23 protein-coding genes are annotated in these 23,560 nt (G+C 49.0%); 13 read left to right on the top strand and 10 right to left on the bottom strand.

Features of this window, described 5'->3' with window-relative positions; genetic code table 11:
- Nucleotides 1-98 precede the first annotated feature (98 nt).
- From AC07OI_RS04395 to AC07OI_RS04385, 3 genes are all read right to left on the bottom strand, one after another.
- Nucleotides 99-1,943, bottom strand: a complete 1,845-nt coding sequence (locus AC07OI_RS04395; protein WP_492702974.1) for a chemotaxis protein CheA — start codon at nt 1,941-1,943, stop codon at nt 99-101.
- Nucleotides 1,943-2,701, bottom strand: coding sequence for a protein phosphatase CheZ (locus AC07OI_RS04390; protein WP_492702975.1), 759 nt, complete (start codon nt 2,699-2,701; stop codon nt 1,943-1,945). Before AC07OI_RS04390 ends, AC07OI_RS04395 begins: the two co-directional genes overlap by 1 nt.
- Before the next feature lie 255 nt (nt 2,702-2,956).
- Entirely contained in the window at nt 2,957-3,436 is a 480-nt protein-coding gene (locus tag AC07OI_RS04385) for a putative toxin-antitoxin system toxin component, PIN family (protein WP_492702976.1), read from the bottom strand.
- Nucleotides 3,437-3,457: 21 nt separating this feature from the next.
- On the opposite strand from AC07OI_RS04385, the gene yaaA reads away from it, so the two are divergent.
- Nucleotides 3,458-4,234 (top strand): peroxide stress protein YaaA, encoded by a 777-nt coding sequence (gene yaaA, locus AC07OI_RS04380; RefSeq protein ID WP_492702977.1) that lies wholly within the window; start codon nt 3,458-3,460, stop codon nt 4,232-4,234.
- A 75-nt stretch (nt 4,235-4,309) separates the two neighbouring features.
- Here the strand turns inward: yaaA and AC07OI_RS04375 are convergent, their stop codons facing one another.
- Nucleotides 4,310-5,113, bottom strand: coding sequence for an outer membrane protein assembly factor BamD (locus AC07OI_RS04375; RefSeq protein WP_492702978.1), 804 nt, complete (start codon nt 5,111-5,113; stop codon nt 4,310-4,312).
- A gap of 43 nt (nt 5,114-5,156) precedes the next feature.
- Between AC07OI_RS04375 and AC07OI_RS04370 the strand changes: the two genes are divergently transcribed.
- Nucleotides 5,157-6,197: an RluA family pseudouridine synthase gene (locus AC07OI_RS04370; RefSeq protein ID WP_495256408.1), complete on the top strand. Its 1,041-nt coding sequence runs from the start codon at nt 5,157-5,159 to the stop codon at nt 6,195-6,197.
- The gene (gene pgeF, locus AC07OI_RS04365) at nt 6,194-7,006 is read left to right on the top strand and encodes a peptidoglycan editing factor PgeF (RefSeq protein ID WP_495256407.1); all 813 of its coding nucleotides are present in this window, start codon (nt 6,194-6,196) and stop codon (nt 7,004-7,006) included. Before AC07OI_RS04370 ends, pgeF begins: the two co-directional genes overlap by 4 nt.
- 11 nt (nt 7,007-7,017) lie before the next feature.
- Here the strand turns inward: pgeF and AC07OI_RS04360 are convergent, their stop codons facing one another.
- Complete coding sequence (locus tag AC07OI_RS04360; RefSeq protein ID WP_492702981.1) at nt 7,018-7,263, bottom strand: hypothetical protein; 246 nt, start codon at nt 7,261-7,263, stop codon at nt 7,018-7,020.
- 144 nt (nt 7,264-7,407) lie between these two features.
- Between AC07OI_RS04360 and phaC the strand changes: the two genes are divergently transcribed.
- The 7 genes from phaC (at nt 7,408) to AC07OI_RS04325 (ending at nt 15,305) form a co-directional block, all read left to right on the top strand.
- Nucleotides 7,408-9,126 carry a class I poly(R)-hydroxyalkanoic acid synthase gene (gene phaC, locus AC07OI_RS04355; RefSeq protein WP_495256406.1) on the top strand — a complete coding sequence of 573 codons (1,719 nt, stop codon included), beginning with the start codon at nt 7,408-7,410 and terminating at the stop codon, nt 9,124-9,126.
- Between the two features lie 43 nt (nt 9,127-9,169).
- Entirely contained in the window at nt 9,170-9,910 is a 741-nt protein-coding gene (locus AC07OI_RS04350) for a 3-ketoacyl-ACP reductase (protein WP_110253708.1), read from the top strand.
- A 300-nt stretch (nt 9,911-10,210) separates the two neighbouring features.
- Nucleotides 10,211-10,768, top strand: coding sequence for a polyhydroxyalkanoate synthesis repressor PhaR (phaR, locus tag AC07OI_RS04345; RefSeq protein ID WP_422941495.1), 558 nt, complete (start codon nt 10,211-10,213; stop codon nt 10,766-10,768).
- Between the two features lie 156 nt (nt 10,769-10,924).
- Complete coding sequence (gene rimO / locus AC07OI_RS04340; protein ID WP_492702983.1) at nt 10,925-12,307, top strand: 30S ribosomal protein S12 methylthiotransferase RimO; 1,383 nt, start codon at nt 10,925-10,927, stop codon at nt 12,305-12,307.
- Nucleotides 12,307-12,789, top strand: coding sequence for a hypothetical protein (locus AC07OI_RS04335; protein WP_495256405.1), 483 nt, complete (start codon nt 12,307-12,309; stop codon nt 12,787-12,789). Before rimO ends, AC07OI_RS04335 begins: the two co-directional genes overlap by 1 nt.
- Before the next feature lie 214 nt (nt 12,790-13,003).
- Nucleotides 13,004-13,948: an alpha/beta hydrolase family protein gene (locus tag AC07OI_RS04330; protein ID WP_495256404.1), complete on the top strand. Its 945-nt coding sequence runs from the start codon at nt 13,004-13,006 to the stop codon at nt 13,946-13,948.
- Nucleotides 13,949-14,123: 175 nt separating this feature from the next.
- Nucleotides 14,124-15,305 carry a cystathionine beta-lyase gene (locus AC07OI_RS04325; RefSeq protein WP_495256403.1) on the top strand — a complete coding sequence of 394 codons (1,182 nt, stop codon included), beginning with the start codon at nt 14,124-14,126 and terminating at the stop codon, nt 15,303-15,305.
- 52 nt (nt 15,306-15,357) lie between these two features.
- On the opposite strand, the gene AC07OI_RS04320 is transcribed toward AC07OI_RS04325, so the two are convergent.
- The 5 genes from AC07OI_RS04320 to AC07OI_RS04300 form a co-directional block, all read right to left on the bottom strand.
- Nucleotides 15,358-15,594 carry a hypothetical protein gene (locus AC07OI_RS04320; protein ID WP_492702986.1) on the bottom strand — a complete coding sequence of 79 codons (237 nt, stop codon included), beginning with the start codon at nt 15,592-15,594 and terminating at the stop codon, nt 15,358-15,360.
- A 433-nt stretch (nt 15,595-16,027) separates the two neighbouring features.
- On the bottom strand, nt 16,028-18,763 hold the full coding sequence (gene acnA / locus AC07OI_RS04315) for an aconitate hydratase AcnA (RefSeq protein WP_495256402.1): 2,736 nt from the start codon (nt 18,761-18,763) through the stop codon (nt 16,028-16,030).
- 142 nt (nt 18,764-18,905) lie between these two features.
- Nucleotides 18,906-19,388, bottom strand: coding sequence for a hypothetical protein (locus AC07OI_RS04310; RefSeq protein WP_492702988.1), 483 nt, complete (start codon nt 19,386-19,388; stop codon nt 18,906-18,908).
- 8 nt (nt 19,389-19,396) lie between these two features.
- Nucleotides 19,397-20,368 carry an HpcH/HpaI aldolase/citrate lyase family protein gene (locus tag AC07OI_RS04305; RefSeq protein ID WP_495256401.1) on the bottom strand — a complete coding sequence of 324 codons (972 nt, stop codon included), beginning with the start codon at nt 20,366-20,368 and terminating at the stop codon, nt 19,397-19,399.
- Nucleotides 20,369-20,434: 66 nt separating this feature from the next.
- Nucleotides 20,435-21,424: a malate dehydrogenase gene (locus AC07OI_RS04300; RefSeq protein ID WP_186951580.1), complete on the bottom strand. Its 990-nt coding sequence runs from the start codon at nt 21,422-21,424 to the stop codon at nt 20,435-20,437.
- Between the two features lie 344 nt (nt 21,425-21,768).
- Between AC07OI_RS04300 and AC07OI_RS04295 the strand changes: the two genes are divergently transcribed.
- From AC07OI_RS04295 to sdhD, 3 genes are all read left to right on the top strand, one after another.
- The gene (locus AC07OI_RS04295) at nt 21,769-22,581 is read left to right on the top strand and encodes a GntR family transcriptional regulator (RefSeq protein ID WP_492702990.1); all 813 of its coding nucleotides are present in this window, start codon (nt 21,769-21,771) and stop codon (nt 22,579-22,581) included.
- A 202-nt stretch (nt 22,582-22,783) separates the two neighbouring features.
- Nucleotides 22,784-23,191: a succinate dehydrogenase, cytochrome b556 subunit gene (gene sdhC / locus AC07OI_RS04290; protein WP_492702991.1), complete on the top strand. Its 408-nt coding sequence runs from the start codon at nt 22,784-22,786 to the stop codon at nt 23,189-23,191.
- Nucleotides 23,192-23,560, top strand: coding sequence for a succinate dehydrogenase, hydrophobic membrane anchor protein (gene sdhD, locus AC07OI_RS04285; protein WP_495256400.1), 369 nt, complete (start codon nt 23,192-23,194; stop codon nt 23,558-23,560).

Genomic DNA, 23,560 nt, shown 5'->3' with positions numbered 1-23,560 from the left:
GCGCCATGTGGCTGTGAAAAGAATAAACGCATTTTGACAGATTTGGTCAAAATGCGTTTATCAGATGAAGCTTGTTGATTTATTGAATTGGGCAGGAATTAAGCCGTGATGCGTTCCCGCGTCTTGCAACCATCAATCAGGAAAGACAGACTGATCACCAGGACCAGCTCACCTTCAGCAGAACGGGCAGTACCGGTAATGCCAGGTGTGCTGATGCAGGTCAGTGGTTTGATCACCAGGTCAGCTGTGCCATCAACCGCATCGACAGACAAGATGTAAGGGCTAGGGGCGGCAATGACGATACCAACTCTTTCTGATGCCGGTGTATAACCTAGTATCTTGCCCAGTGATTTGACTGGCAAAGGTCGGCCAAGATCGCGCAAAACAGGCTGGCCACCGACGCTTTCAAAGGTTTCTGGTAATTCAACCACGCGCTGCACGGTTGCCATTGGCAATGCCAACGAAGCACCATCTGTGCGAACCAGCATGGTCGGTACGATAGACAGCTCAATTGGCAGGCGGATCAGGAAGGTTGTGCCTGTTCCCAACTGAGAGGCTATGCGTATCGCGCCGCGGTGGCGTTCTACAGCGGTTTTTACCACGTCCATACCGACACCGCGGCCAGATACGCTGGACGCGACTTCTTTGGTCGAGAAGCCTGGTAAAAATACCAGTTGGAAAGCTTCGTCGTCGGTACGGGCATCATGCACATTGATCAGGCCCTTGGAGACGGCTTTATCGCGCAGTCTTTGTGCGTCCATGCCTTTGCCATCATCTGTGACCTCGATCATGACGCTGCTGGCTTCTTGCCAGGCTTTCAAGGAAATGGTGGCGCGCGGTGACTTGTTGGCATTGATGCGTTCTTCAGCGGTTTCTATGCCATGATCAAGCGCATTGCGCAACATATGCACCAGCGGATCATACAAGCTGTCAACGACAACGCGGTCCACTTCTGTCTCTGCACCGGCAATGTTCAAGTCAACTTCTTTGCCGAGGTCACGTGCCAATTCCCTGATCAGCCTTGGGAATTTCTGGAATAAACGTCCTACAGGCTGCATCCGTGTCGCCAGCGTGGCGCGTTGCAGCTCGGTTGAGTAACGGGATGCGCGTGTCAGGGTTTCAGTCAGGGCAGACATCAGTGGTGCGGCCTGGCCGTCAAACTTGAATTGCGATAATTTTTCCAGCAATACTGCTGCCTGATTGGCTGCCTGCACGGATTCACCGGCAACTTCCAGCAAGACATTCAGTTTGACCGCATCTATACGTATGCTTTCTTCTTTTGCCGGCGCATTCTGTTTGATTTCGGCACCGGACAAGGAGGATTTGACTGCTTCAGTCTCCTCTCTTTGTGCGGGAGCCTGCGCTTCTTCTTCGACGGCTTCTGCAGTGTCGGCTACGGCTTCTGGTAGTGTGCCTGCTGGTGTCACCGCACGGAAATAGGCTTCCCAGTCGAGTTCGCCGGTATTCTCTTTTTTCGCTGCTGGCTCGGCGGCTTTTTCTACTGGCTTGGGTGCATCGGCCGTCTTGGCTTTGGTTGCGGCTGGTTTCTTGCTGACGCCCTTCATTTCTATGGCATCAGTCAGCATTTTTTCCAGCGACTTGGGCATGGTCGAGAGTTTGTCCGGCTCGGTGCCATTGTTCAGGGCGGTAAGCTGATCGGCGACAAAGCCACTGGCTTCAAGCGCTGCTTCTATGGCCTCGGGCGTGACAGGAACTTGTCCAGTGCGCAGGGCATCGAAAAGATTTTCGGTTAAATGGCAGGCCGATACCATGGCGCTCAAATTCATGAAGCCTGCGCCACCCTTGATCGTATGGAAGGACCGGAATACGGCATTCAGCGTATTCATGTCGCCGGGATTGCGCTCGAGTGAGAGTAGATGTTCTTCTACATTGGTCGCCAGATCGAGCGCTTCGACGACAAATTCTTTGAGCATGTCATCCATTAGAAACCCAGACTATCAAGTAGGTTATCTACATCATCCTGTTCCAACGCTGCGTTCGGGACGGAAGGGCCTTCCATCAATTCTACTGCTTTTTCCTTCAATTCTATCGGTGCATTATCCAGCAGAATTTGCGTCAGTTCGTGTTCAACACGTTTGTTGATGGCCACCACTTTTTTGATCAACTGACCAGTCAGATCCTGGAAGTCTTGCGCCATCATGATATCCAGCAAACGCGCTTTTTCAGCGTCTGTGGCAGTCAGCACATTATTGGCAAAAGTCTTGGAGTCGGTCGCCAGGGACTTGAATTCGTCAACGCTAAGTTTGCCATCAAACAGGTCCGTCCAGCGCGCATCCATGGACTTGGCTTTCTTGGCCAGTTCATCTTGTTCAGGCATGCCCAGATCTGTGGCGTTCAAGACCTTGTTGGCAGCCTGCTCAGTAAGTGTGGCGACATATTCAAGCCTGCCCTGGGCATCTGCAATCTGCACTGCAACATCTGACAGTGAACGGTCATAGCCCAACTCGCGCATGGAGTCATGCAGCATTCTGACGATGCCACCCAAGCGGTCAAAAATGGGCTTGGTGGCGTCTGCATCATCACTGTGAAAATTGAACTTGGCAGGAGCCGGTTCCTGCAATATAGGTTCGCTAATCACAGTAGGTGCTGCTTGGGAAGAGGGGGACTCTACATTGGTTTCCAGGCGCTGATTGGCCATTTCTTCAAACAATGCGTCCAGATCATCTGCTGAATCGGTCATAGTCCTTGGTTCTCCATAATCGCATTGATCATTGTGTAAAGCTTCACAAATGTCACGGTGTGTCAGCGAGAGTATGCAGAAATGTTCTGAGTGCTGCTGCCATTCAGATACCACGTTTCCGCATGGACTCCGGTTTTTTCCTGATTTATTTTGCTTAAATCAAGGGGTAATTTTTATCCATGAACAAGACTGCTTTTTGCTCTTGTTCATAGTAGCAGGACATTACCGAAGAATAACTCAGAGTAATAAAATTTGTCATTCTTTTGTTACTCCCGATGCAGTTTTGTCACATTCTTTTACGTAAGTTCGCAAAAATTGTTCGGGCGTCTCTATCCTGAACATGCCAGCCTGCTTCATTTTCCTGGCGAGTTTGAGCAGGGCCTTGTCTTTGGTAATGAGAACTTCGGCTTGAGTATCACGTGCAATTTCTAAGAATTTTTGATCATCCTTGTCACTGCACACCGGGAGTTTGTATCCGGTCGCAACAGGAGTCAGGCAATTGATGTGTGCATCAAACAGGGCTGTTACGGCTTCGGCGCTTTCATGTCTTGCAGCGAGGTGGGGGTAGCTGAGTACGGCTATCCATTCATCCCGGCAATCAGTGCGTGTCAGTGCCTGTAACTGCCCATTGCTGAGTTCATCAAGCAAAACTGACCATCTGGGGTCTTTGAACACAAATAAATCCAGACATACATTGGTGTCAAGAATTACGCGCTTAGGTATGATGTCGGTCATTTTGTCTTTTAAATTCAATTTATGCTCATTGTATTATCTCCGGCCAAAAGTCTGGACTTTGAAACACCCGTAAGGACCAAAACCATGACTACGCCACACTTTCTTGCTGAGGCTGAGGAATTGGTGGAAATTGCCAGAACATATACTTCTGATCAACTGGCTGAACTCATGGATATTTCTCCTGCACTGGCGCAATTGAATGTGCAGCGTTTTGCAGACTGGAAGCTCGAAGTCAAACCGCAAAACAGGAAGCAGGCAGTATTCGCATTTAATGGTGATGTGTATGAAGGACTCAATGTCAGCAGCCTGACTTCTCCGCAACTGAAATACCTGCAAAATCACGTGCGTATCTTGTCTGGCTTGTATGGTTTGCTACGTCCTCTTGATGCCTTGCAGGCTTATCGCCTGGAAATGGGAACGACGCTTGCCAATCCTCTTGGTAAAAACCTGTATACCTACTGGGGCGATAAAATAAGTTTACAGTTAAGTGATGCTATTCAGCAACATAAATCACAGATACTGGTGAATTTGGCATCGGATGAGTACTTCAAGGCTGTTCGACCTGCAGTTTTAGGTGTACCTGTGATTTCTCCTGTGTTTCAGGACTGGAAGAATGGCAAATACAAGATTATTTCTTTTTATGCCAAGCGCGCCAGAGGCTTGATGGCCAGATATAGCGCACAACAGGGCATACGCAAGGCAAATGACTTGAAAGCCTTTACGGAAGAGGGGTATGCCTATTGCGAAGAAGAATCAACCAAGACTAGCTGGGTATTCCGACGGAAGATTGAAGATTAGATGGCGTAGGTAATTTTCATCTGGTTCAGCCATAATTCGTCAGGACATGCGCATGTCCTGACGTGACATGAGGTTTTACCAGAATTTCCACCATGCATTACGCGAACCGGCTTTGCCGCTCAGGTAATCGCTTTTCGGGAAGTTTTGCAAGAAGACGCGGTTTGCATCATCACGCAGCTCTGTCATACCCATGGCATCGTAGGAGCGTATTAAAATAAACATCGCTTCTTCAATGGCAGGCGCATCCGGATATTCCTTGATCGCGGCTTGGGCACGGTTGGCAGCAGCCAGGTACGCACCGCGACGCAGATAGTAGCGCGCTACGTGTACGTCGTATTGTGCGAGGGCGTTTACCAGATATTTCATGCGCAAGATCGCGTCTGGCGTATACTTACTGTCTGGGAACTGGATTGCCAGTTGTTTGAAAGCGTCAAAAGAATCGCGGGAAGCTTTAGGGTCGCGTTCAGTAATGTCCTGATTAGCCAGGAAATTGAACAAGCCAACCTGGTCATTGAAGTTGATCACGCCACGCAAGTAATACATATAGTCTACATGACTATGATTTGGATGCAGCTTGATAAATCGTTCAACGGCGGCCAGTGCTTGCGCCTGATCACCTTGTTTGTAATAAGCGTAGGCAGTTTCCATCTGCGCTTGTTGTGCGTAAGTACCGAAAGGGAAGCGTGATTCAAGTTTTTCAAAGTACTGAATTGCCTTTTCATAACCCCCACTGGACATTTCGTCTTTTGCTTCAGCGTATAATTTTGATGCTGACCAGGTTTTGGTCTCATCGCCTTTTTCACCAAATACCCCGCAGCCGCTTAAACTTAAGGACGCGGCAACAGCCAGAACCAGCAATTTCAAAGATTTAATGTGCATAAATTTGTGCGTGAGCATGAAAACAATTTACGGATTATAGCCGATGGCAAAAAATGTGAAACAAACTACTACAGTGATTTTGTCAGATTCCGACCTGGACACTGAATTAGAAGGGCTGAACGATACCACCGAAGTGGACGAAGATTTTGCCCTTGTAGTAGAAAATATAGAATTAAAGCTCACTTCAGAAGCCTGTGGTGAGCGTTTGGACAAGACTTTGTCCAAACTGGTTCCACAATATTCAAGAAGCCGTATCCAGCAATGGATAGAAGGCGGGTTCGTCAGCGTTGACGGCAAGCTAGGTCGCGGCAAGATGACCATGCTGGGTGATGAAAAGATCATCATCGAGCCACAGGCAGCACCCGACGAAGGTGCTTATGCACCGGAAGACATCCCTTTGGACGTGGTCTATGAAGATGATGACATCCTGGTTATCAACAAACCGGCTGATATGGTGGTACACCCGGCAGCAGGTAACTGGTCAGGCACTTTGCTCAATGGCTTGCTGTATCGCTGGCCAGCTTTGCTGGGTGTGCCACGCGCTGGTATCGTCCACAGACTGGATAAAGATACTTCTGGCCTGATGGTGGTTGCCAAAACCCTGATTGCTCATACAGAACTGGTGCGCCAGTTGCAGGACAGGACAGTCAAGCGTGAATATAATGCACTGGTATGGGGGACGCCTAATTTGTCGGGGACTGTCGATGCGCCTATGGCCAGGCATCCGCGTGACCGCATCAAGATGGCAGTTTCGCAAAGCATGCTTGCCAAACCTGCTGTCACGCATTTCCAGCGCGTAGCTGCTGGCATGCTGGAAAAATTCCCTGTCAGCCTGGTGGCCTGTCAACTCGAAACTGGCCGTACCCATCAGATACGCGTACACATGCTGTCACTGGGCTTTCCTCTGGTTGGCGATCCTTTATATGGCAAACAGCATCTGGCGCGTTTCTTTCATCGCCAGGCGCTACAAGCGCGCAAGCTGGGTTTGACACATCCGACCACAGGCGAGCATGTGGAGTGGGAAATCCCCTTGGCTGATGATTTTGCAGCATTGCTGCTGCAGGCAGGTATACAGACAGTATGAAACTAGACAGCAAGGACTTAACTGCTCTTGCTCCTTTCCCGGTAGTGCTGCCTGACTGGCAGCACGCGCCCGCTACCGTGCGGGCGTTCACCACTACCCGTCATGGTGGGGTCAGCCTTGGCCCCTATGGTGATGCAGCCGGCAGCGCTGGCCTTAATCTCGGTGACCATGTCAACGACAATCCCATCGCAGTAACACAGAATCGGGATAAATTAAATCGTCAATTGCCTTCGGATGTCATATTCTTATCACAAGTGCATGGCAATATAATACTTGATGCTGCTGATCTCGCTTTTGGCAATGTCAGTAATATCGGTGATGCTGTGCTCAGTACGCAAGCCGGGCAAGTCTGCGCTGTGTTGACTGCCGATTGTTTGCCGGTTTTATTTACCGATGTTCGCGGTAAAGTCGTCGCCGCAGCACATGCGGGCTGGCGCGGGTTGGCTGGTGGCGTATTACAAAATACCGTATCAGCTATGCGTGATAAGGGGGCTCAGGAAATTATTGCCTGGCTTGGTCCGGCAATAGGGCCGCAAGAATTTGAAGTTGGACGCGATGTATTGGATGCTTTTGCTGCGCAACTTCCTGATGCGCAGGCTTATTTCAAAGCACGAGCCAGGCAGGGTGGGGCGGAAAAATATCTGGCTGATCTTTGCGGGCTGGCAAGAAAATTGCTAAATGATATCGGTGTTAGTCAGGTGTCTGGTGGTGACCGTTGTACAGTGACTGAAGTGGCGGAATTCTATTCTTATCGACGTGACGGAATCAGCGGAAGAATGGCGAGCCTGATCTGGATAGCACCAGATTGAAGGTTTTTAGCTTAGTCGGCTTTGGTTTCGGTTGGCCGATGATCTTCTGAAACTGTTGGAGTTTCAGATTGTTTTTGCAGTGCAGCTTGTTTTTCCAGTCGTTCACGCTTGCGCTGTGGTGTGCGCATCAGGTATAAAACTATTGTTAAAGGAAAAACGCAATACAAGAGGAAAGTCATGATGCCTGCGATGACGGAGTGTTCTGTGATCGACATCATCAGTACGACATAAATCCAGGCGATTGCAACGATATACATAGAAACCTTGTTACTGATTATTGTGAATGCTTGATATGGATACGTATTGGCATGCAATAGTGAGGACTGTATTGCAGCTTATTTAGTCAGGGAAAGAAAGCTTAAAATTATTTCGAAACGATACGCGAAAATCAGGAGGCACGCATGAAGACTTTCGATCCTCAAGCTATGTACTCCGAGTGGATGTCACAGCTAGTGAATCAAGACAAATGGCAGGAGTGGATGAAACCTGCCGCAGCAATGAACCCAATGCCAGCAGCCGACATGCTGAAGGACCTGGGGGCGCAGATAGACCCCGCCACCATGACGCGCTTGCAAACGGAGTATATGCAAGCGTTCGGCAAGTTATGGCAAGACTTTGCCGTATCCAAAATCCCTGATCTCAATGACAGGCGTTTTTCTGCCCCGGACTGGCATAACCATGCCATGCACTCTTATAGTGCAGCGTCTTATCTGTTGAACGCACGCTTTTTGATGGCCATGGCAGAGTCTGTGCAGGCCCCAATCAAGACAAAACAGAAAATCGGTTTTGCAGTGCAGCAAATGATTGACGCCATGTCTCCGGCTAATTTTTTGGTCACCAATCCCGAAGCGCAAAGCAAGCTGATCGAGAGTAAGGGTGAGAGCCTGGCCAAGGGCATTACCCAAATGCTGGCCGATATGCAAAAAGGCCGTATCTCCCAGACAGATGAGTCAGCCTTTGAAGTCGGTAAAAATGTCGCCACATCGGCCGGTACTGTGGTCTATGAAAATCATTTGTTCCAGCTGATTCAATATCAGCCAACCACCAAGACGGTACATCAACGCCCTCTGTTGATGGTGCCACCTTGTATCAATAAATTCTATATCCTGGATTTGCAGCCTGAGAACTCGGTCGTGCGATATGCAGTCGATCAGGGGCATACTGTATTCCTGGTGTCCTGGGCTAATCCAGATGAAAGTATGGCCGAAGTCAGCTGGAACGACTATATCGAAGACGGCGCCATACAGGCCATCAAGGTCGCGCAAAAGATCAGTAAGCAGGACAAGGTCAATGCTTTCGGTTTTTGCGTGGGCGGCACCATCGTCTCTACGGCCTTGTCGGTGCTGGCAGCTCGTGGCGAACACCCGGCCAGCAGTCTGACTTTGCTGACTACTTTGCTCGACTTTACGCAGACTGGTGTACTCGATGTGTTTGTCGATGAAATGCAAGTCAAGATGCGTGAACAAACCATAGGCCGCCGTGGCATCTTGCCCGGTAAGGATCTTGCCAGCACTTTCTCTAGCCTGAGGGCAAATGACCTGGTCTGGAATTATGTCCAGTCAAATTACCTCAAGGGCGAAGCGCCGCCGCCATTTGATCTCCTCTACTGGAATGCCGATAGCACCAACTTGCCTGGCCCCATGTTTTGCTGGTATCTGCGTAACACCTATCTGGAAAACAAACTCAAGCAGCCAGGTGCGTTGACGGTTGCAGGCAGCAAGGTCGATCTGGGCAAAATTGATGCACCATGTTTTATCTATGGTTCGCGTGAAGATCATATCGTGCCATGGCAGGCGGCTTACGCCTCTACCGCTTTGCTCAATCCCCGTCATAAAAATCGCAACCGTTTTGTGCTGGGGGCTTCGGGCCATATTGCGGGTGTTGTTAATCCCCCTGCCAAGAAGAAAAGAAGTTATTGGACTAATGAGCAGACCGGCCTGGATACAGAAAGCTGGCTCGCTGGTGCAACTGAACACCCTGGTAGCTGGTGGCCAGAATGGTCAGCCTTTTTGGGTGAGCATGGCGGCAAGATGGTGAAAGTGCCTGCTACGCCTGGAAATGCAGAGTTTCCTGCAATTGAAGCCGCACCTGGACGTTATGTGAAGGTAAGGGCAGATTGAAGGTTTGTTGTTAAGTAATTAAAATTCAATGAGGAGAACAAGTATGTCAAAACGTGTTGCTTATGTTACTGGTGGTATGGGTGGTATTGGAACTCCAATTTGCAGGCGCCTGTGCAAAGACGGCTATACAGTGGTTGCCGGTTGTGGTCCCAATTCAGCCCGTAAAGATAAATGGCTGGCAGATATGCGCGCTGAAGGCCTGGATATTCATGCTTCTGAAGGTAATGTGTCAGATTGGGAATCAACCAAGGCAGCCTTTGAAAAAGTCAGGGCAGAAATTGGCGAAGTGGATGTATTGGTCAATAATGCCGGTATCACCCGCGACGGCCAGTTCCGCAAGATGAGCAAGGCAGATTGGGATGCTGTCATGGATACCAATTTGAATTCCCTGTTCAACGTCACCAAGCAAGTCATTGATGGCATGGTGGACCGCGGTTGGGGTCGTATCATCAATATTTCTTCTGTCAATGGTCAAAAAGGCCAGTTTGGTCAGACTAACTACTCAACGGCCAAAGCCGGTATTCATGGTTTCTCCATGGCCCTGGCACAGGAAGTGGCAACCAAGGGTGTGACGGTCAATACAGTATCCCCAGGCTATGTCGGTACTGACATGGTTAAGGCCATACGGCCTGACGTGCTGGAAAAAATTGTGGCTGGCATCCCTGTCAAACGTCTGGCTGAGCCCGAAGAGATTGCCTCTATTGTTGCCTGGATTGCATCTGATGAAGGTGGTTATGCCACTGGTTCAGACTTTTCCATCAATGGTGGTTTGCACATGGGTTAATCACCGCGCTAACTCAGGAATGGTCAGGAATTAGAATAAATTTTTTAAATTGGCTTTTTAGCCTCCCTGATTGCTGTCTTTCTTCTGCAGTGCGGTAAAATATGCCCATCAGAGTCGCAAGATTTCGATGGGCATATCTTTTGCAGGCTGCAAAATACAAGATATAAAAAAAGGGGACAAACATGAAAGCTGTTTTGGCCGGGCCAGAACAAGAATCATGTTTGCGTGAATAGTCTGTGCTGCTTTGAAGAGTGATCCTCGTAAAGTGGCAGGATATCGAAGTGTTTAACTGAGATCTCAATGAATAGCGCAAAAAAATCAACACAGCATCTGATCAAGAAATATCCTAACCGTCGTCTGTACGACACGCAAACCAGTAGCTATATCACGCTGGTAGATGTCAAACAGTTTGTACTGGAAAACGATGATTTCGCAGTAGTCGATGCAAAAACTGGCGAAGATCTGACACGCAGCATACTGTTGCAAATCATTTTGGAGGAAGAGGCGGGTGGCTCACCCATGTTCTCCAGCGTCGTTTTGTCGCAAATCATTCGTTACTATGGTCATGCCATGCAAGGCATGATGGGTAATTATCTGGAAAAAAACGTCCAGGCCTTTATCGATATCCAGAACAAGCTGGCCGAGAATTCCAAGGGCATCTATGAGGGCAAGCCTTTCAGCCCTGAAATGTGGACCCAGTTCATGAATGTACAGGGCCCGATGATGCAGGGTATGATGGGTAACTACATAGAACAGAGCAAGAATTTGTTTGTGCAAATGCAAGAACAAATGCAAAGCCAGGCAAAAAACATGTTCAATGTCTTCCCGTTCAATCCCGAAGATGTGAATAAAAAGTAAATAATATTCAAGTTGAACAGGCCTGTATTCTGACTTAAGCCCATGATTCTTCAGGAAATTATCACAGATGCGGCAAGTTGGGCTGGCAAAAAGGGTACAATAGCGGATTCGCTTTTGTACCCTTTTTGCTCTTATTTCGTTATTAATTACTCCCTTATGTCTATCTCAGAAATTCGTCGTCAAGAAATGCCTGCTACCCACAAGGTGGGATTTGTGTCCCTGGGTTGTCCGAAGGCGCTCGTCGATTCCGAACAAATCCTGACTCAGTTGCGTGCCGAAGGTTATGACACTGCCAAATCCTATGACGGCGCTGATTTGGTCATCGTCAACACCTGTGGCTTCATTGATGCCGCTGTGCAGGAATCACTGGACGCGATAGGCGAGGCTTTGGCTGAAAACGGCAGGGTCATCGTAACTGGTTGTCTGGGCGCAAAAAAAGGTGCTGACGGCAAGGACATGATACAGTCCATTCACCCTAAAGTACTTGAGGTGACTGGCCCGCATGCAGTAGGCGAAGTCATGGCGGCAGTGCACAAGCATTTGCCCAAGCCGCATGAGCCTTTCATGGACCTGGTGCCGCCACAAGGTGTCAAACTGACACCCAAGCATTTTGCCTATCTGAAAATATCCGAAGGCTGTAACCATCGCTGCAGTTTCTGCATTATCCCGTCCATGCGTGGCGACCTGGTATCTCGTCCGATTGCCGATGTCATGATGGAAGCAGAAAATCTGTTCAAGGCTGGCGTCAAGGAATTACTGGTGATTTCCCAGGACACCAGCGCCTATGGTGTGGATATCAAATTCCGCATGGGTTTCTGGAATGGCAAACCAGTCAAAACCCATATGACGCAGCTGGTAGAAGCCTTGGGGGAGCTGGCCAGGCAGCACGATGCCTGGGTGCGCCTGCATTACGTTTACCCATATCCGCATGTAGACCAGATCATTCCTTTCATGAACAACGGCCATGTTCTGCCTTATCTGGATGTGCCTTTGCAACATGCTCACCCTGACGTGTTGAAACGCATGAAGCGTCCGGCCAGTGGTGAAAAAAATATAGAACGCATCAAGGCCTGGCGTGAAATGTGCCCTGAGATCACGATACGTTCTACCTTCATCGCCGGCTTCCCTGGCGAGACAGAAGAAGAGTTTGAATACCTGCTCGACTTCCTCAAGGAAGCGGAGATTGACCGTCTGGGCTGTTTTGCCTATTCGCCAGTTGAAGGAGCGACGGCTAATGAAATCGCCAATCAATTGCCAGATGAGGTGCGTGAAGACCGTCGTCGCCGCGTCATGGAGTTGCAGGAAGGCATATCAAAAAAACGCCTGCAGGCAAAAATCGGTAAAACCATGCGCGTGCTGATTGACTCTCTTGACCGTAGCGGTGGCGTGGGCCGTAGTTCTGCTGACGCGCCAGAGATTGATGGCGTCGTCTATGTCAAGCCACCTTTCGAGCCACATCGCAAACTCAAGGTAGGTGAATTCGTTGATGTAAAAATTACTGCGGCTGATGCCCATGATCTGTGGGGCGAAGCAGTCTGATGAGATTTTTACATGTCGTTTTATTGCCGTTGGCCTTGCTGTCAGGGTTTATGGTTCAGGCTCAGGAGCAAAACAAGATTGAGCCTGTTCCTGCAGTGAAGCCAGGTTTTGCACCTATGTCCAATCCTTTTTTTGCCGGTGCAATTGAATTGCGTGGCACGATGGGTAATGACAGAATTCGCATGCACATACAACCCAAACCTGAAGACCGCGATAGCGTAGAAGGCTCTTATGTCGTAGCGGGTGGCAAGCGCAATCATGGTAAAAAGATTTTGCTGGCAGGCGAAGTCAGTAAAAACAAACTCAGTATGGAAGAGTCTGAAGACGGTGTAGATGTGTCCGGCCAGTGGGATGGCGAACTCAAGGACAATGTCATTCGTGGTGTGTGGCAATCGGATGATGGCAAAGTCAGCAAAGAGTTTGTGCTGGAATTGGTGCCAACTCCAAAAATCAAAAAAGTCAAAACTTCTTCTGTTAAATAAAGTGTCCGGTCTGGTACTTTATTTATGCGCTTTCAAAGCATGATTGCAGGCGTGTAATGCGTCTGCAATATCTGCTCTCTAGTGTTTGCCTCAATCCCGCACGATCTTTTATCAAATAAACCCAGGGTGATATTTTTTGTGGCTATGATTTGTTTGCACTTTAGATAAGCCTCCAGTGTTAAACTCCGGGCATTATTTTTCATGATTTAAAAAAATGCTTGTTATAAAAAAATTCTGCGCACTTGCTTTGCTGGCGGTTTCGTTTTCTCAATCTGTGTTTGCTGATAGCGCGCCAAATCCTGCATCCTTCTCTACTTTTCGTAAGCAGTTCAAGACCCAGGTAAGCTATGAAGGCGACGATCGCAGCCCAGTAGGCAACTCGCCGGATAGTCTATTTAAGGCGGTGCGTTATCAGTCGGCAGTTGGGCCGCTCGCTGCCATGCTGACTCCAGATCCTAAAGATGGGAAGAAACATCCCGCCATTATCTGGATTACTGGTGGTGACAGTAATTCAATTGATGGAACAACTTTGTCCAGGGGTATGCCAAGATCAAATGATCAATCAGCCTTGTCCTATCAAAGAGCTGGCATTGCAATGATGTTCCCGACTTTACGTGGTGGGAATGATAATCCGGGCAAACATGAGGCTCACTTTGGTGAGATTGATGATGTGCTGGCAGCGGCAGATTATCTGGCGCAACAGCCATGGATTGATCCAGCACGGATTTATCTCGGTGGCCATAGTACTGGTGGCTCTCTTGTATTGATGACGGCAGAAGCCAGCAAACGCTTCAGGGCAATTTTTTCATTTGGTCCTGTAGCTAATTTGCGCTCCTATGGGAAATTAATGCCTGTCAATTTTGATAAAATGACTTATGCAGATCAGATAGTGCGTGCACCATATTACTGGCTGCCGTCAGTCCAAAGCCCTTTATTTATTATTGAGGGAGTGAGTGGGAATATCGATTCTTTGGAATTGATGCGCAGTAAATCCACCAATCCACATATTCGATTCCTTTCTGTAAAAGGTGCGTCGCATTTTACGGTTTTAGCTCCGGGTAACGATCTCATTGCCAGAAAAATTTTGCTTGATGATGGTGCTGTCAGCAATATCAATTTGACGGAAAGTGAAATAATTAACGAGCTTTCAAAAAAATAAATCAGCTCATTTGCTGCCAGGGATTTGTTCTTTTGAAGCATATGATGTTCAAACAAAAAGACGCTTTAAGCGTCTTTTTTGCCATCATGGAATGATGTGCGGTATTTGCGCTAACATGTGACGGATACAATGAACACATTTTGAGTTGCTTGCGAATCAAAAATCAGGAATCAGCATGTCAGAAAATAAAAAGCCAGAGCCAGGATTTAATACCGGCATCATCCACAATGAATATGTCGCGCCAGACGGCTTTGCTGCCTTTCCTGTAGCCATACATCATGCGTCCACAGTCTTGTTCAACGATGTCGCGGCCATGCGTGAGCGTAGCTGGCAGGATAAGTCGGCTTATACCTATGGCTTGCACGGCACTCCGACCAGTTTTACCTTGGAAGCACGGCTGGCAGAAATAGAGAGGGGCGAGTATTGCCTGCTGGCGCCCAGTGGCCTGGCCGCGATCACGCTGGTGAATATGGCTTTTCTGCAAAGCGGTGACCATGTATTGATACCGGAAAATGTCTATGGCCCCAGCCGTGATCAGGCTGATTGGCTGTCGCGCAGTTTTGGTGTCAGTGTGCGGTATTACGATCCTTTGATCGGCGATGGCATTGCCGCATTGATAGAAGAAGGCACCCGCCTTATCTGGGTGGAGGCGCCGGGTTCAGTGTCGATGGAAGTGCCAGATGTGCCAGCGATATGCGCTGCTGCCCATGCGCGCGGAGTACTGGTGGCTCTGGATAATACCTGGTCTGCGGGTATTGCGTTCTCTGCCTTTGAGCATGGCGTAGATATCATCATGCAGGCGCTGACTAAATATCAAAGCGGCGGTTCAGATGTGTTGATGGGGGCAGTTATTACCCGCGACAAGGCACTCAATACCCGTTTGCAGATGGCGCACATGCGGCTGGGCTTTGGGGTGGGTATGGATGATGTCTACCTGGTCCTGCGTAATTTGCCGACCATGCAACTACGATTTAATGCACATGATCAAAGTGCGCGCAAAATTGCTTCATGGTTGGCGGGCAGGCCAGAAATCGGCAAGGTTTTACATCCGGCATTGCCAGATTGTCCCGGGCATGAGATTTGGCAGCGTGACTTTACTGGCGCCGGGGGTTTGTTTTCAGTGTTGTTTGATGCGGAGTATAGTGAGGAGCAAACCGACCGCTTTGTCGATAGCCTGAAATTGTTCAAATTGGGCTATAGCTGGGGTGGAGCGCATAGCTTGTGCATACCCTATCGCATGCAGTATATGCGTACCAACTGGTCTGAGCCGGGGATTTTGGTGCGTTTCAATATAGGTCTGGAAGATACGCAAGACCTGATTGCCGATATAGAACAGGCTTTGGCGACGCTGGCGTAAAGACAAAGGCTGCCAGGCTGTTATTCAGACAGCCTTTGTCTTCAATAAAGATTTATTTGCTGGTGCTACTTGCCGCCGCGTCAGGCGCTGGTGCAGTGGTGCTTGCTGCCGATGCTGCGGCTGGCAGGCTCGCCGGGGCAGGTTCTGAGGCACTGGCAGAAGCAGAGTGAACTTCAGTCGGATTGTGGCCGGCAGCTTCACCTTGCATATCGACTTTATCGCCTGCTTTAAAAATCAGGAACAGGGCAGCGGCTGCAAAAATAATAAAGCCGACGAGAATTTTCCACATAATTGTCTCCAGAGTTGAATTTATCAGGGCTTACGCAAAATTGACCCAGCAAGGCATCAGCGACGAAGACAGTACTTTTAAGTACGGCCAGGAGCTGCAACGCAGCTGGGGCGATTTTGCGTAAGCCCTGTGTATAAGATGGCTTAAGCTTAGAGGTACTTGCTTACATCATTCTTGCATGTCCATGCAATGAAAGAAAAACCAAATAAAAAAGAGTGAATTTCCATCGAAATTCACTCTTTTTCAATTCATCCCTGCAAGCAGGGATGGGTTTGCATGAAGCTCTTAGACCTGTTTGCAATCTGTAGCGAGCGTCAGCGGGGTTAGGGTAACAAAAACGCAGCGCAAAAAGCGGAATGTACTCTAGTACATGAGCATTTTGAGCAGCACATGAGCCCCGATCACGCTCGTGTAGTAAGATCGAAACAGGTTCTTAGGCTGCCAGCAATTGACGCAATACAAATGGCAAAATACCGCCATGTTTGTAGTAGTCAACTTCGATAGGTGTATCAATACGCAACAATACTTTGACATCTTTCGTTTCGCCGTTGGCGCGATGGATCACCAGAGTCACTTCTTGTTGTGGCTTGATATCATCTTCTATGCCTTTCAGGTCGAAAGATTCATTGCCAGTGATGCCCAAGGTATCAACACTGTCAGTGCCGATAAATTGCAGTGGCAATACACCCATACCAACCAGGTTGGAACGATGGATACGTTCAAAAGAACGTGCAATCACTGCTTTAACGCCCAGCAATTGCGTACCTTTTGCTGCCCAGTCACGGGAAGAACCTGTACCATATTCTTCGCCACCGAAAATCATGGTAGGCACGCCGTCAGCAACATACTTCATCGCTGCGTCATAGATCGCCATAGGTTCACCAGTTGGCTGGAACAAGGTTTCGCCGCCTTCAACGCGGGAGCCGTCTTCTTTGGCCGGGATCATCAGGTTCTTGATACGTACGTTGGCAAATGTGCCGCGCATCATGATTTCATGGTTACCGCGACGTGAGCCGTAGGAATTGAAATCGGCTTTCAAAACGCCGTTTTCTTTCAGCCATTTACCTGCAGGGCTGGATTCCTTGATGGAGCCAGCTGGGGAGATATGGTCAGTCGTGATGGAGTCACCGAACACGCCCAGTGCGCGTGCGCCAGTGATGCCGGTCGCGGCTGCTTTTGGTTCCATCGTGAAGTCAGCAAAGAATGGTGGTTCAGCAATGTAAGTGGAAGCAGGCCAGTTGTAGACATCGCCTTCTGCAACGCCTTTGATGTTTTCCCACAGCTTGCCTGGAGCACCTTTGACGTCTGCGTAGTTTTCCTTGAAGGTTTTGGAATTCATCGCAAATTTCATCAGCTTGCTGATTTCTGCGCTGGTAGGCCAGATGTCGCCCAGGAAAATATCCTTGCCTTTAACACGGCCAACTGGCTCTGTCATCAAGTCTCTGGTCATGTTGCCAGCGATGGCGTATGCAACGACCAAAGGAGGTGAGGCCAGGAAGTTGGAGCGGATATTCGGATGTATGCGTGCTTCGAAGTTGCGGTTACCAGACAGGATGGCAGATGCCACGATGTCATTGGCAGCAATTGCTTCATTCATCGCTGGTGTCAGGTCACCGGCATTACCGATACAGGTTGTGCAACCATAGGCCGTGACACCGAAACCGAGTTTTTCCAGGTAAGGCAGGAGGCCTGCTGCTTCCAGGTATTTGGTGACAACGCGAGAGCCGGGAGCCAGCGAAGTTTTGATATGCGGTGCAACTTTCAAACCGGCTTCAACCGCTTTCTTGGCCAGCAAACCAGCCGCCAGCAAGACGCTAGGATTGGATGTGTTGGTGCAGGAGGTAATTGCAGCAATCAATACGTCGCCATTTTTAACTTTGACGCCATCAGTATTGGTGTAAACCGCATCCAGGTCTTCTGCTTTTTTGTTAAAGCCGTTTTCGGAAGTCGGTTTCGAGAACAGGTCTGCAAAAGTCGATTTGACGTTACCGATTTCGATACGGTCTTGTGGGCGTTTAGGGCCAGCCAGGGATGGTGCAACTGTGGAGAGGTCCAGGGAGATTTCTGTCGTGTAGTCAATATCGCCGGCAGCAGGGATGCCGAACATTTTCTGGGCTTTGAAATAGCCTTCAAATGCGTCGATTTCTGCCTTGGTGCGGCCTGTACCTTTAAAGTAATCTATCGTTGCTTCATCAACCGGGAAGAAGCCCATCGTGGCGCCGTATTCTGGTGCCATGTTGGCGATTGTTGCGCGGTCTGTCAGAGACAGTGAGCGTGTGCCTTCGCCAAAAAATTCAACAAACTTGCCAACGACCTTGGCTTTGCGCAGCAATTCAGTGATCGTCAATACCAGATCCGTTGCGGTACAACCTTCACGCAACGCGCCAGTCAGGTTGACACCAACTACGTCTGGCGTCAGGAAGTAAACTGGCTGACCCAGCATGCCGGCTTCTGCTTCAATACCACCAACACCCCAGCCAACAACGCCAATGCCGTTGATCATGGTGGTGTGGGAATCTGTACCTACCAGTGTGTCTGGATAGAAGATTTCATTTTTCTTGGCATCTTTGGCTTTGTGTACGCCACGTGCCAGATATTCCAGGTTAACCTGGTGGACGATACCAAAGCCTGGAGGAACCACGCCAAAAGTATCAAATGCCTGCATACCCCATTTCATGAACTGGTAGCGCTCGTTATTGCGCTGGAATTCCAGTTTCATGTTCAGGTCCAGCGCTTTCTTTTCGCGGAAATGATCGATTTGTACGGAGTGATCAACTACCAGATCAACTGGTACCAAGGGTTCGATATTTTTTGCATTTTTGCCTTGTTTGGCAGCGACGTTACGCATGGCGGCCAGATCGGCCAGCAAAGGAACGCCAGTAAAATCCTGCAAGACAACGCGCGAAACAACGAAAGGGATTTCGTCAGTGCGGGCAGCGGTAGCGCCCCAATTCGCCAGTTGCTTGACGTGTTCTTCAGTAACTTTTTTGCCGTCACAGTTACGCAGTACCGATTCCAGGACGATGCGGATGGAGACTGGCAGGCGTGAAATTTTTACGCCGAGATTTTTTTCCAATGCAGGCAGGGAAAAGAACTTGCCTTTCTTGGTGTCTGAAATTTTAAAATCTTTCAGGGTTTTGAATGCATCTTTGTACGCATTTTGGCTCATGGCTCTTCCTCTTATTTACAAAAATCAACGATCGAAAAATAGTTAAATCAAATTGTCGCAATATCCACTTATGTCAGCCAGACAATGTGATTGGAGTGAATATTCGATATTGCCTGTTCTAAAATATTTCAAGTATTAAAACTTACTTGACTTGCGCCGTGCCGCTATTGTTGTTGCTATTAACTTCAGCCAGAGATGCTGCTTCTGTCTTGCATTCATTGGCCAATTGCTGACCCTTATGAGAATCCAGTAACAAGCCTTTGGCGGGAATACCTATCCAGATAAAGCCGGCTTTACGGTTTTCAAAACGTACGGCACCCGTCGTGGTGTCAACTTTGGTCAGGCGGTACAGGCGTTTTTTCCAGCGCATGGCCACATGGTCGGCATCCTCAGGATTGGTGTACATGGTCAGAAAATTGCCGAGTTCGCACTTGTACTCGAAATTCTTATGCAGGGCCACGTCCGGTTCCGGCTCGTCATCTTCTTTTGCTGCCTGCGCAGCGGCAGGTTTTGCAGCCTTTGCTGTGGATTTGATCTTGCTGCGTGGTGCTTCCACTGCATTGGCATTGGCTGCAAGGATGGCGCATGCTGCAAATGCCAGGCTGATAAAAGAAAGTAATTTCATGGTGTCTCCTAAAGTAACTCTTGTGCTGCTGCCGGTAAAACAAATGACCCTGACTGGGCCCTTCTTAAAATTGTCCAATAATAACGGTAACTGGCCCTGTCATGTAACTGGCCGCGCCATTGTATTGGTCCCCATGCCTGATTTTTAGCCTGGGTCAGGATGGCGGTTGCATCCTGGATATCATTTTCACTGGGTGAAAATGCCTGAATGATGGGGCGTATCTGGTCCGGGTGTATGCTCCACATGCGTGTATATCCACATTCGCTTGCCGCGCGGTGGGCATCATTTGCTGCCACGCTTGCATCTCTGATTTCTGTTGTGACATTGTGCGAAGCGACTTTGCCATAACGGTGGCAGGCCGCAGCGATTTCCAGCTTGGCGCGCAAAACCAGCGGGTGGGTGAATTGTCCGGGAGAGCGCATGGCAGTTGCAGGTATGGCGCCAAAATGGGAGGATACAAAGTCCATCAAGCCAAATGACAGGCATTCTACCTGGGGCAGGGCGGCAATTTGCTGTACTTCTGCCAGTGCGCCATGGGTTTCTATCAAGACATGAACGGGGATCAACTGGCCATTGGTTTTTTTGCCAAAATGATTGACACGCTGCAATGCAGCCTGCAACTCGGCAGCATTATTTATTTTTGGTAAAACCAGATAGGCGAGTTTATCAGCGCATGCTGGCAATATTATTTCCAAGTCTTGCTCGAATGCGGGGTGGCGCACATCGTGTACCCGCACGCCCAGGCGTTGATAATGGTTTTCAGTGCCGGTGATCAAAGCTGTGACCAGCTTTGCGTGATTGATCTCGTTGCCAGCGGCTGCGCCGTCTTCACAATCGAGAGTAATATCAAAAGCTCCACCCAGTTCCTGTTGCAGTGCAATTGATTTGCGCATCAATTTTTCAGATCCTGCGTAATGGTCGCAGACCGGCAATATAACCGGTTCAATTTGATCCTGAAAAAGTACTGTAGATGGGTGCATTACTTAAAATATCATCGTAAACCAAGACAGATTCCAGCGAGTGCCAGAATCTGCCCCTTGACCTGATTAGCCTACCAGATGTTTGACGCCATCACGCTCTTCTTGCAATTCTTTGAGAGTGATGTTGATGCGCTCGCGGGAGAATTCGTCGATTTCCAGGCCTTCAACGATTTTGTATTCGCCGTTTTCTGTTGTTACAGGGAAGCCGAACATGGTGCCTTCAGGGATGCCATAAGAGCCATCGGAAGGAATACCCATGGTAGTCCATTTGCCGTTTGTGCCCAGCAGCCAGTCACGTACGTGGTCAATTGCTGCATTTGCTGCGGAGGCAGCAGAAGACAGACCGCGTGCTTCGATAATCGCTGCGCCGCGTTTGCCAACCGTAGGCAGGAACACGTCCTTGTTCCAGACCTGGTCATTGATCAGGTCTTTGACGGATGCGCCGTCAACTGTCGCGAAGCGATAGTCAGCGTACATGGTTGGGGAATGATTGCCCCAGACGCACAGTTTTTCAACTGCAGCAACTGGCTTGCCAACTTTGGCAGCTACTTGAGACAGGGCGCGGTTGTGATCCAGACGCAGCATTGCCGTGAAGTTTTTCGCTGGCAAGGAAGGTGCCGATTTCATGGCGATGTAAGCATTGGTATTGGCTGGATTGCCAACTACCAGAACTTTAACATTGCGGGATGCTACTGCATCCAGTGCCTTGCCTTGGACGGTAAAGATTTGTGCATTGGCTTCCAGCAGATCTTTGCGTTCCATGCCTGGGCCGCGTGGACGGGCGCCAACCAGCAGGGCTACGTCGATATCTTTAAACGCTGTCATTGGATCGCTGTGAGCTGACATGCCAGCCAACAGTGGGAATGCGCAGTCGTCAATTTCCATCATTACGCCTTTCAGCGCTTTCTGGGCTTTTTCGTCAGGAATTTCCAATAATTGCAGAATCACTGGCTGGTCTTTGCCCAGCATGTCGCCATTGGCGATACGGAACAGAAGGGAATAGCCAATTTGGCCTGCGGCGCCGGTTACAGCTACGCGCATAGGGGATTTCGCCATGATGCATCTCCGAAGTGGTGTGAAAACGATGTTCAAACAATTGCAGCGACTGATATGCCGACGCTATGTAAAACACTTAATGATACCGTTGAAAGCCCTGTCAGTCAGCCAAAATCCGCTGCAAACATGTTTTCGTCCTTTACATTGAAAGCGTTCGAACTATATTGCTTGGTGTGGCAGCTGTGCGTGACAGATTGATAGCTGGTGCTGACGCCAACTATTTGTACGGAAGTTTAGGTCGTGCGGGGCTAAGTGTCAATCAATATCTTATGTCTTATATAAGACATATCACTTAGTAGTTTGTTCTGGACGTGGCGGGTAGTTTTGTGGTGAAATTGCAGCCTATGAACTCTATCATACCAACCGCAAATAATCCGACTGTTGCCCCGACTACTCCAGGTGCCGGGGTTGGTGCTTCGCCTGCTTCATCCTTGAACGCGTCGCCCACCTTCAGTCCATTATATCAACAGATCAAAGCCCTGATTACCCAGAGTCTGCAGTCTGGAGAGTGGAAGCCGGGGGAATTGATTCCCAGTGAGATGGAGTTGGCCAGCCGTTTCAAGGTTAGCCAGGGTACGGTGCGCAAGGCGATTGATGAGTTGTCGGCAGAAAACCTGGTCGTGCGCAGACAGGGGAAGGGGACTTTCGTTGCAACGCACCATGAGGCGCGTTCGCAATTTCGCTTTTTGCGATTGGCACCTGATGAAGGCGTGCCACATTATCCCGAGAATCGCATCATTGAAGTCAAGCGTATGCGGGCACCGGCTGAAGTAGCGCGTTTGCTGGATATCAAATCTGGTGATTCGGTTGTTTTTATTCGTCGTGTCCAGTCTTTTTCTGGCGTACCCACCATTCTTGATGATCTGTGGTTGCCAGGCTCCATCTTCAAAGGTCTGACGGCTGAGCGCCTGAATGAATACAAGGGGCCCATGTACGGTCTGTTTGAAACTGAATTTGGTACGCACATGATCAGGGCGTCTGAGCAAATCCGCGCCGTTTGCGCTGACGAGGCCGTGGCGGGCTTGCTTAATGTTGATGTTGGTATGCCTCTGCTCAACGTCGAACGTGTTTCGTTTACGTATGGTGATAAGCCGGTTGAGTTGCGTCGCGGTCTGTATCTGACGATGAATCATCATTACAGAAATGAATTGAGTTAAATCAATCAGATAATTGATTTGCTGTGGTTTTTTAGGTGTACCTGGTGCTTGTGCTTGTGTATTTGCAGGCTCTGCGTCTGTTGGGCTTTAGGTTTAAGATAGCGATATTTTGTTAATCGTGATGATTTTTGTTGGTGCAACGCACCAAAATGAGCGAAAATTGCAAGGTTTATGTACAGACTAGTTAATGGGGAGATTATTTATGTCTGAAGTAGTAAAAACCAAGCCACGCTTTGGTGTAATGCGCTTGATAGATGCGACCGGGTACCGGCTGCCGCTAGCAGGCTTCGTTTCCATCTTGCACCGGGCAAGTGGAATGCTGATGTTCCTGTTGTTGCCATTCATCTTGTATTTGCTTGATAAGAGTTTGACATCGGAAGCGACATTTGCCGAACTGCAGGCTTTGACATCTGGTGTTTTCGTTAAGTTGATCATCCTGGCTTTGTCTTGGGCTTATCTGCACCATTTTTGCGCTGGTGTGCGTCACTTGCTCATGGATTTGCACTATGGCCTCGACAAGGATAGCGCACGTCAATCAGCAGTGAGTGTGTTGGCGATCAGTCTTGTGCTGGCAGCATTGATAGCCTTGAAACTGTTCGGAGTATTCTAAATGGCAAATAATAATATTGGCGCCAAGCGCCTGGTCGTGGGAGCGAGTTACGGTTTGCGTGACTGGCTGGCACAACGTGTAACTGCCATCGTGATGGCACTGTACACCGTCATTCTGCTTGGTCTGTTTTTGACGGGTAAAAATTTCAATCAGGCGGGCTGGACAGGCATCTTCGCCATGCAATGGTTCAAGCTGGCGACATTCTCTGTTGTCGTTTGCCTGTTGTATCACGCCTGGGTTGGTATGCGTGATATCTGGATGGATTATGTGACCCACAATGTATTTGTGCGTCTGGTATTTCAAGTTGCCACTATCTTGTGGCTGATTGCTTGTGCTGGCTATGCTGCACAGATTTTGTGGAGAGTATAA

It is taken from the genome of Undibacterium sp. GW821-FHT07F11 (assembly GCF_059418665.1).
Note: the sequence above shows the minus strand (reverse complement) of the source record. Positions and strands in the feature narration are given on the sequence as shown.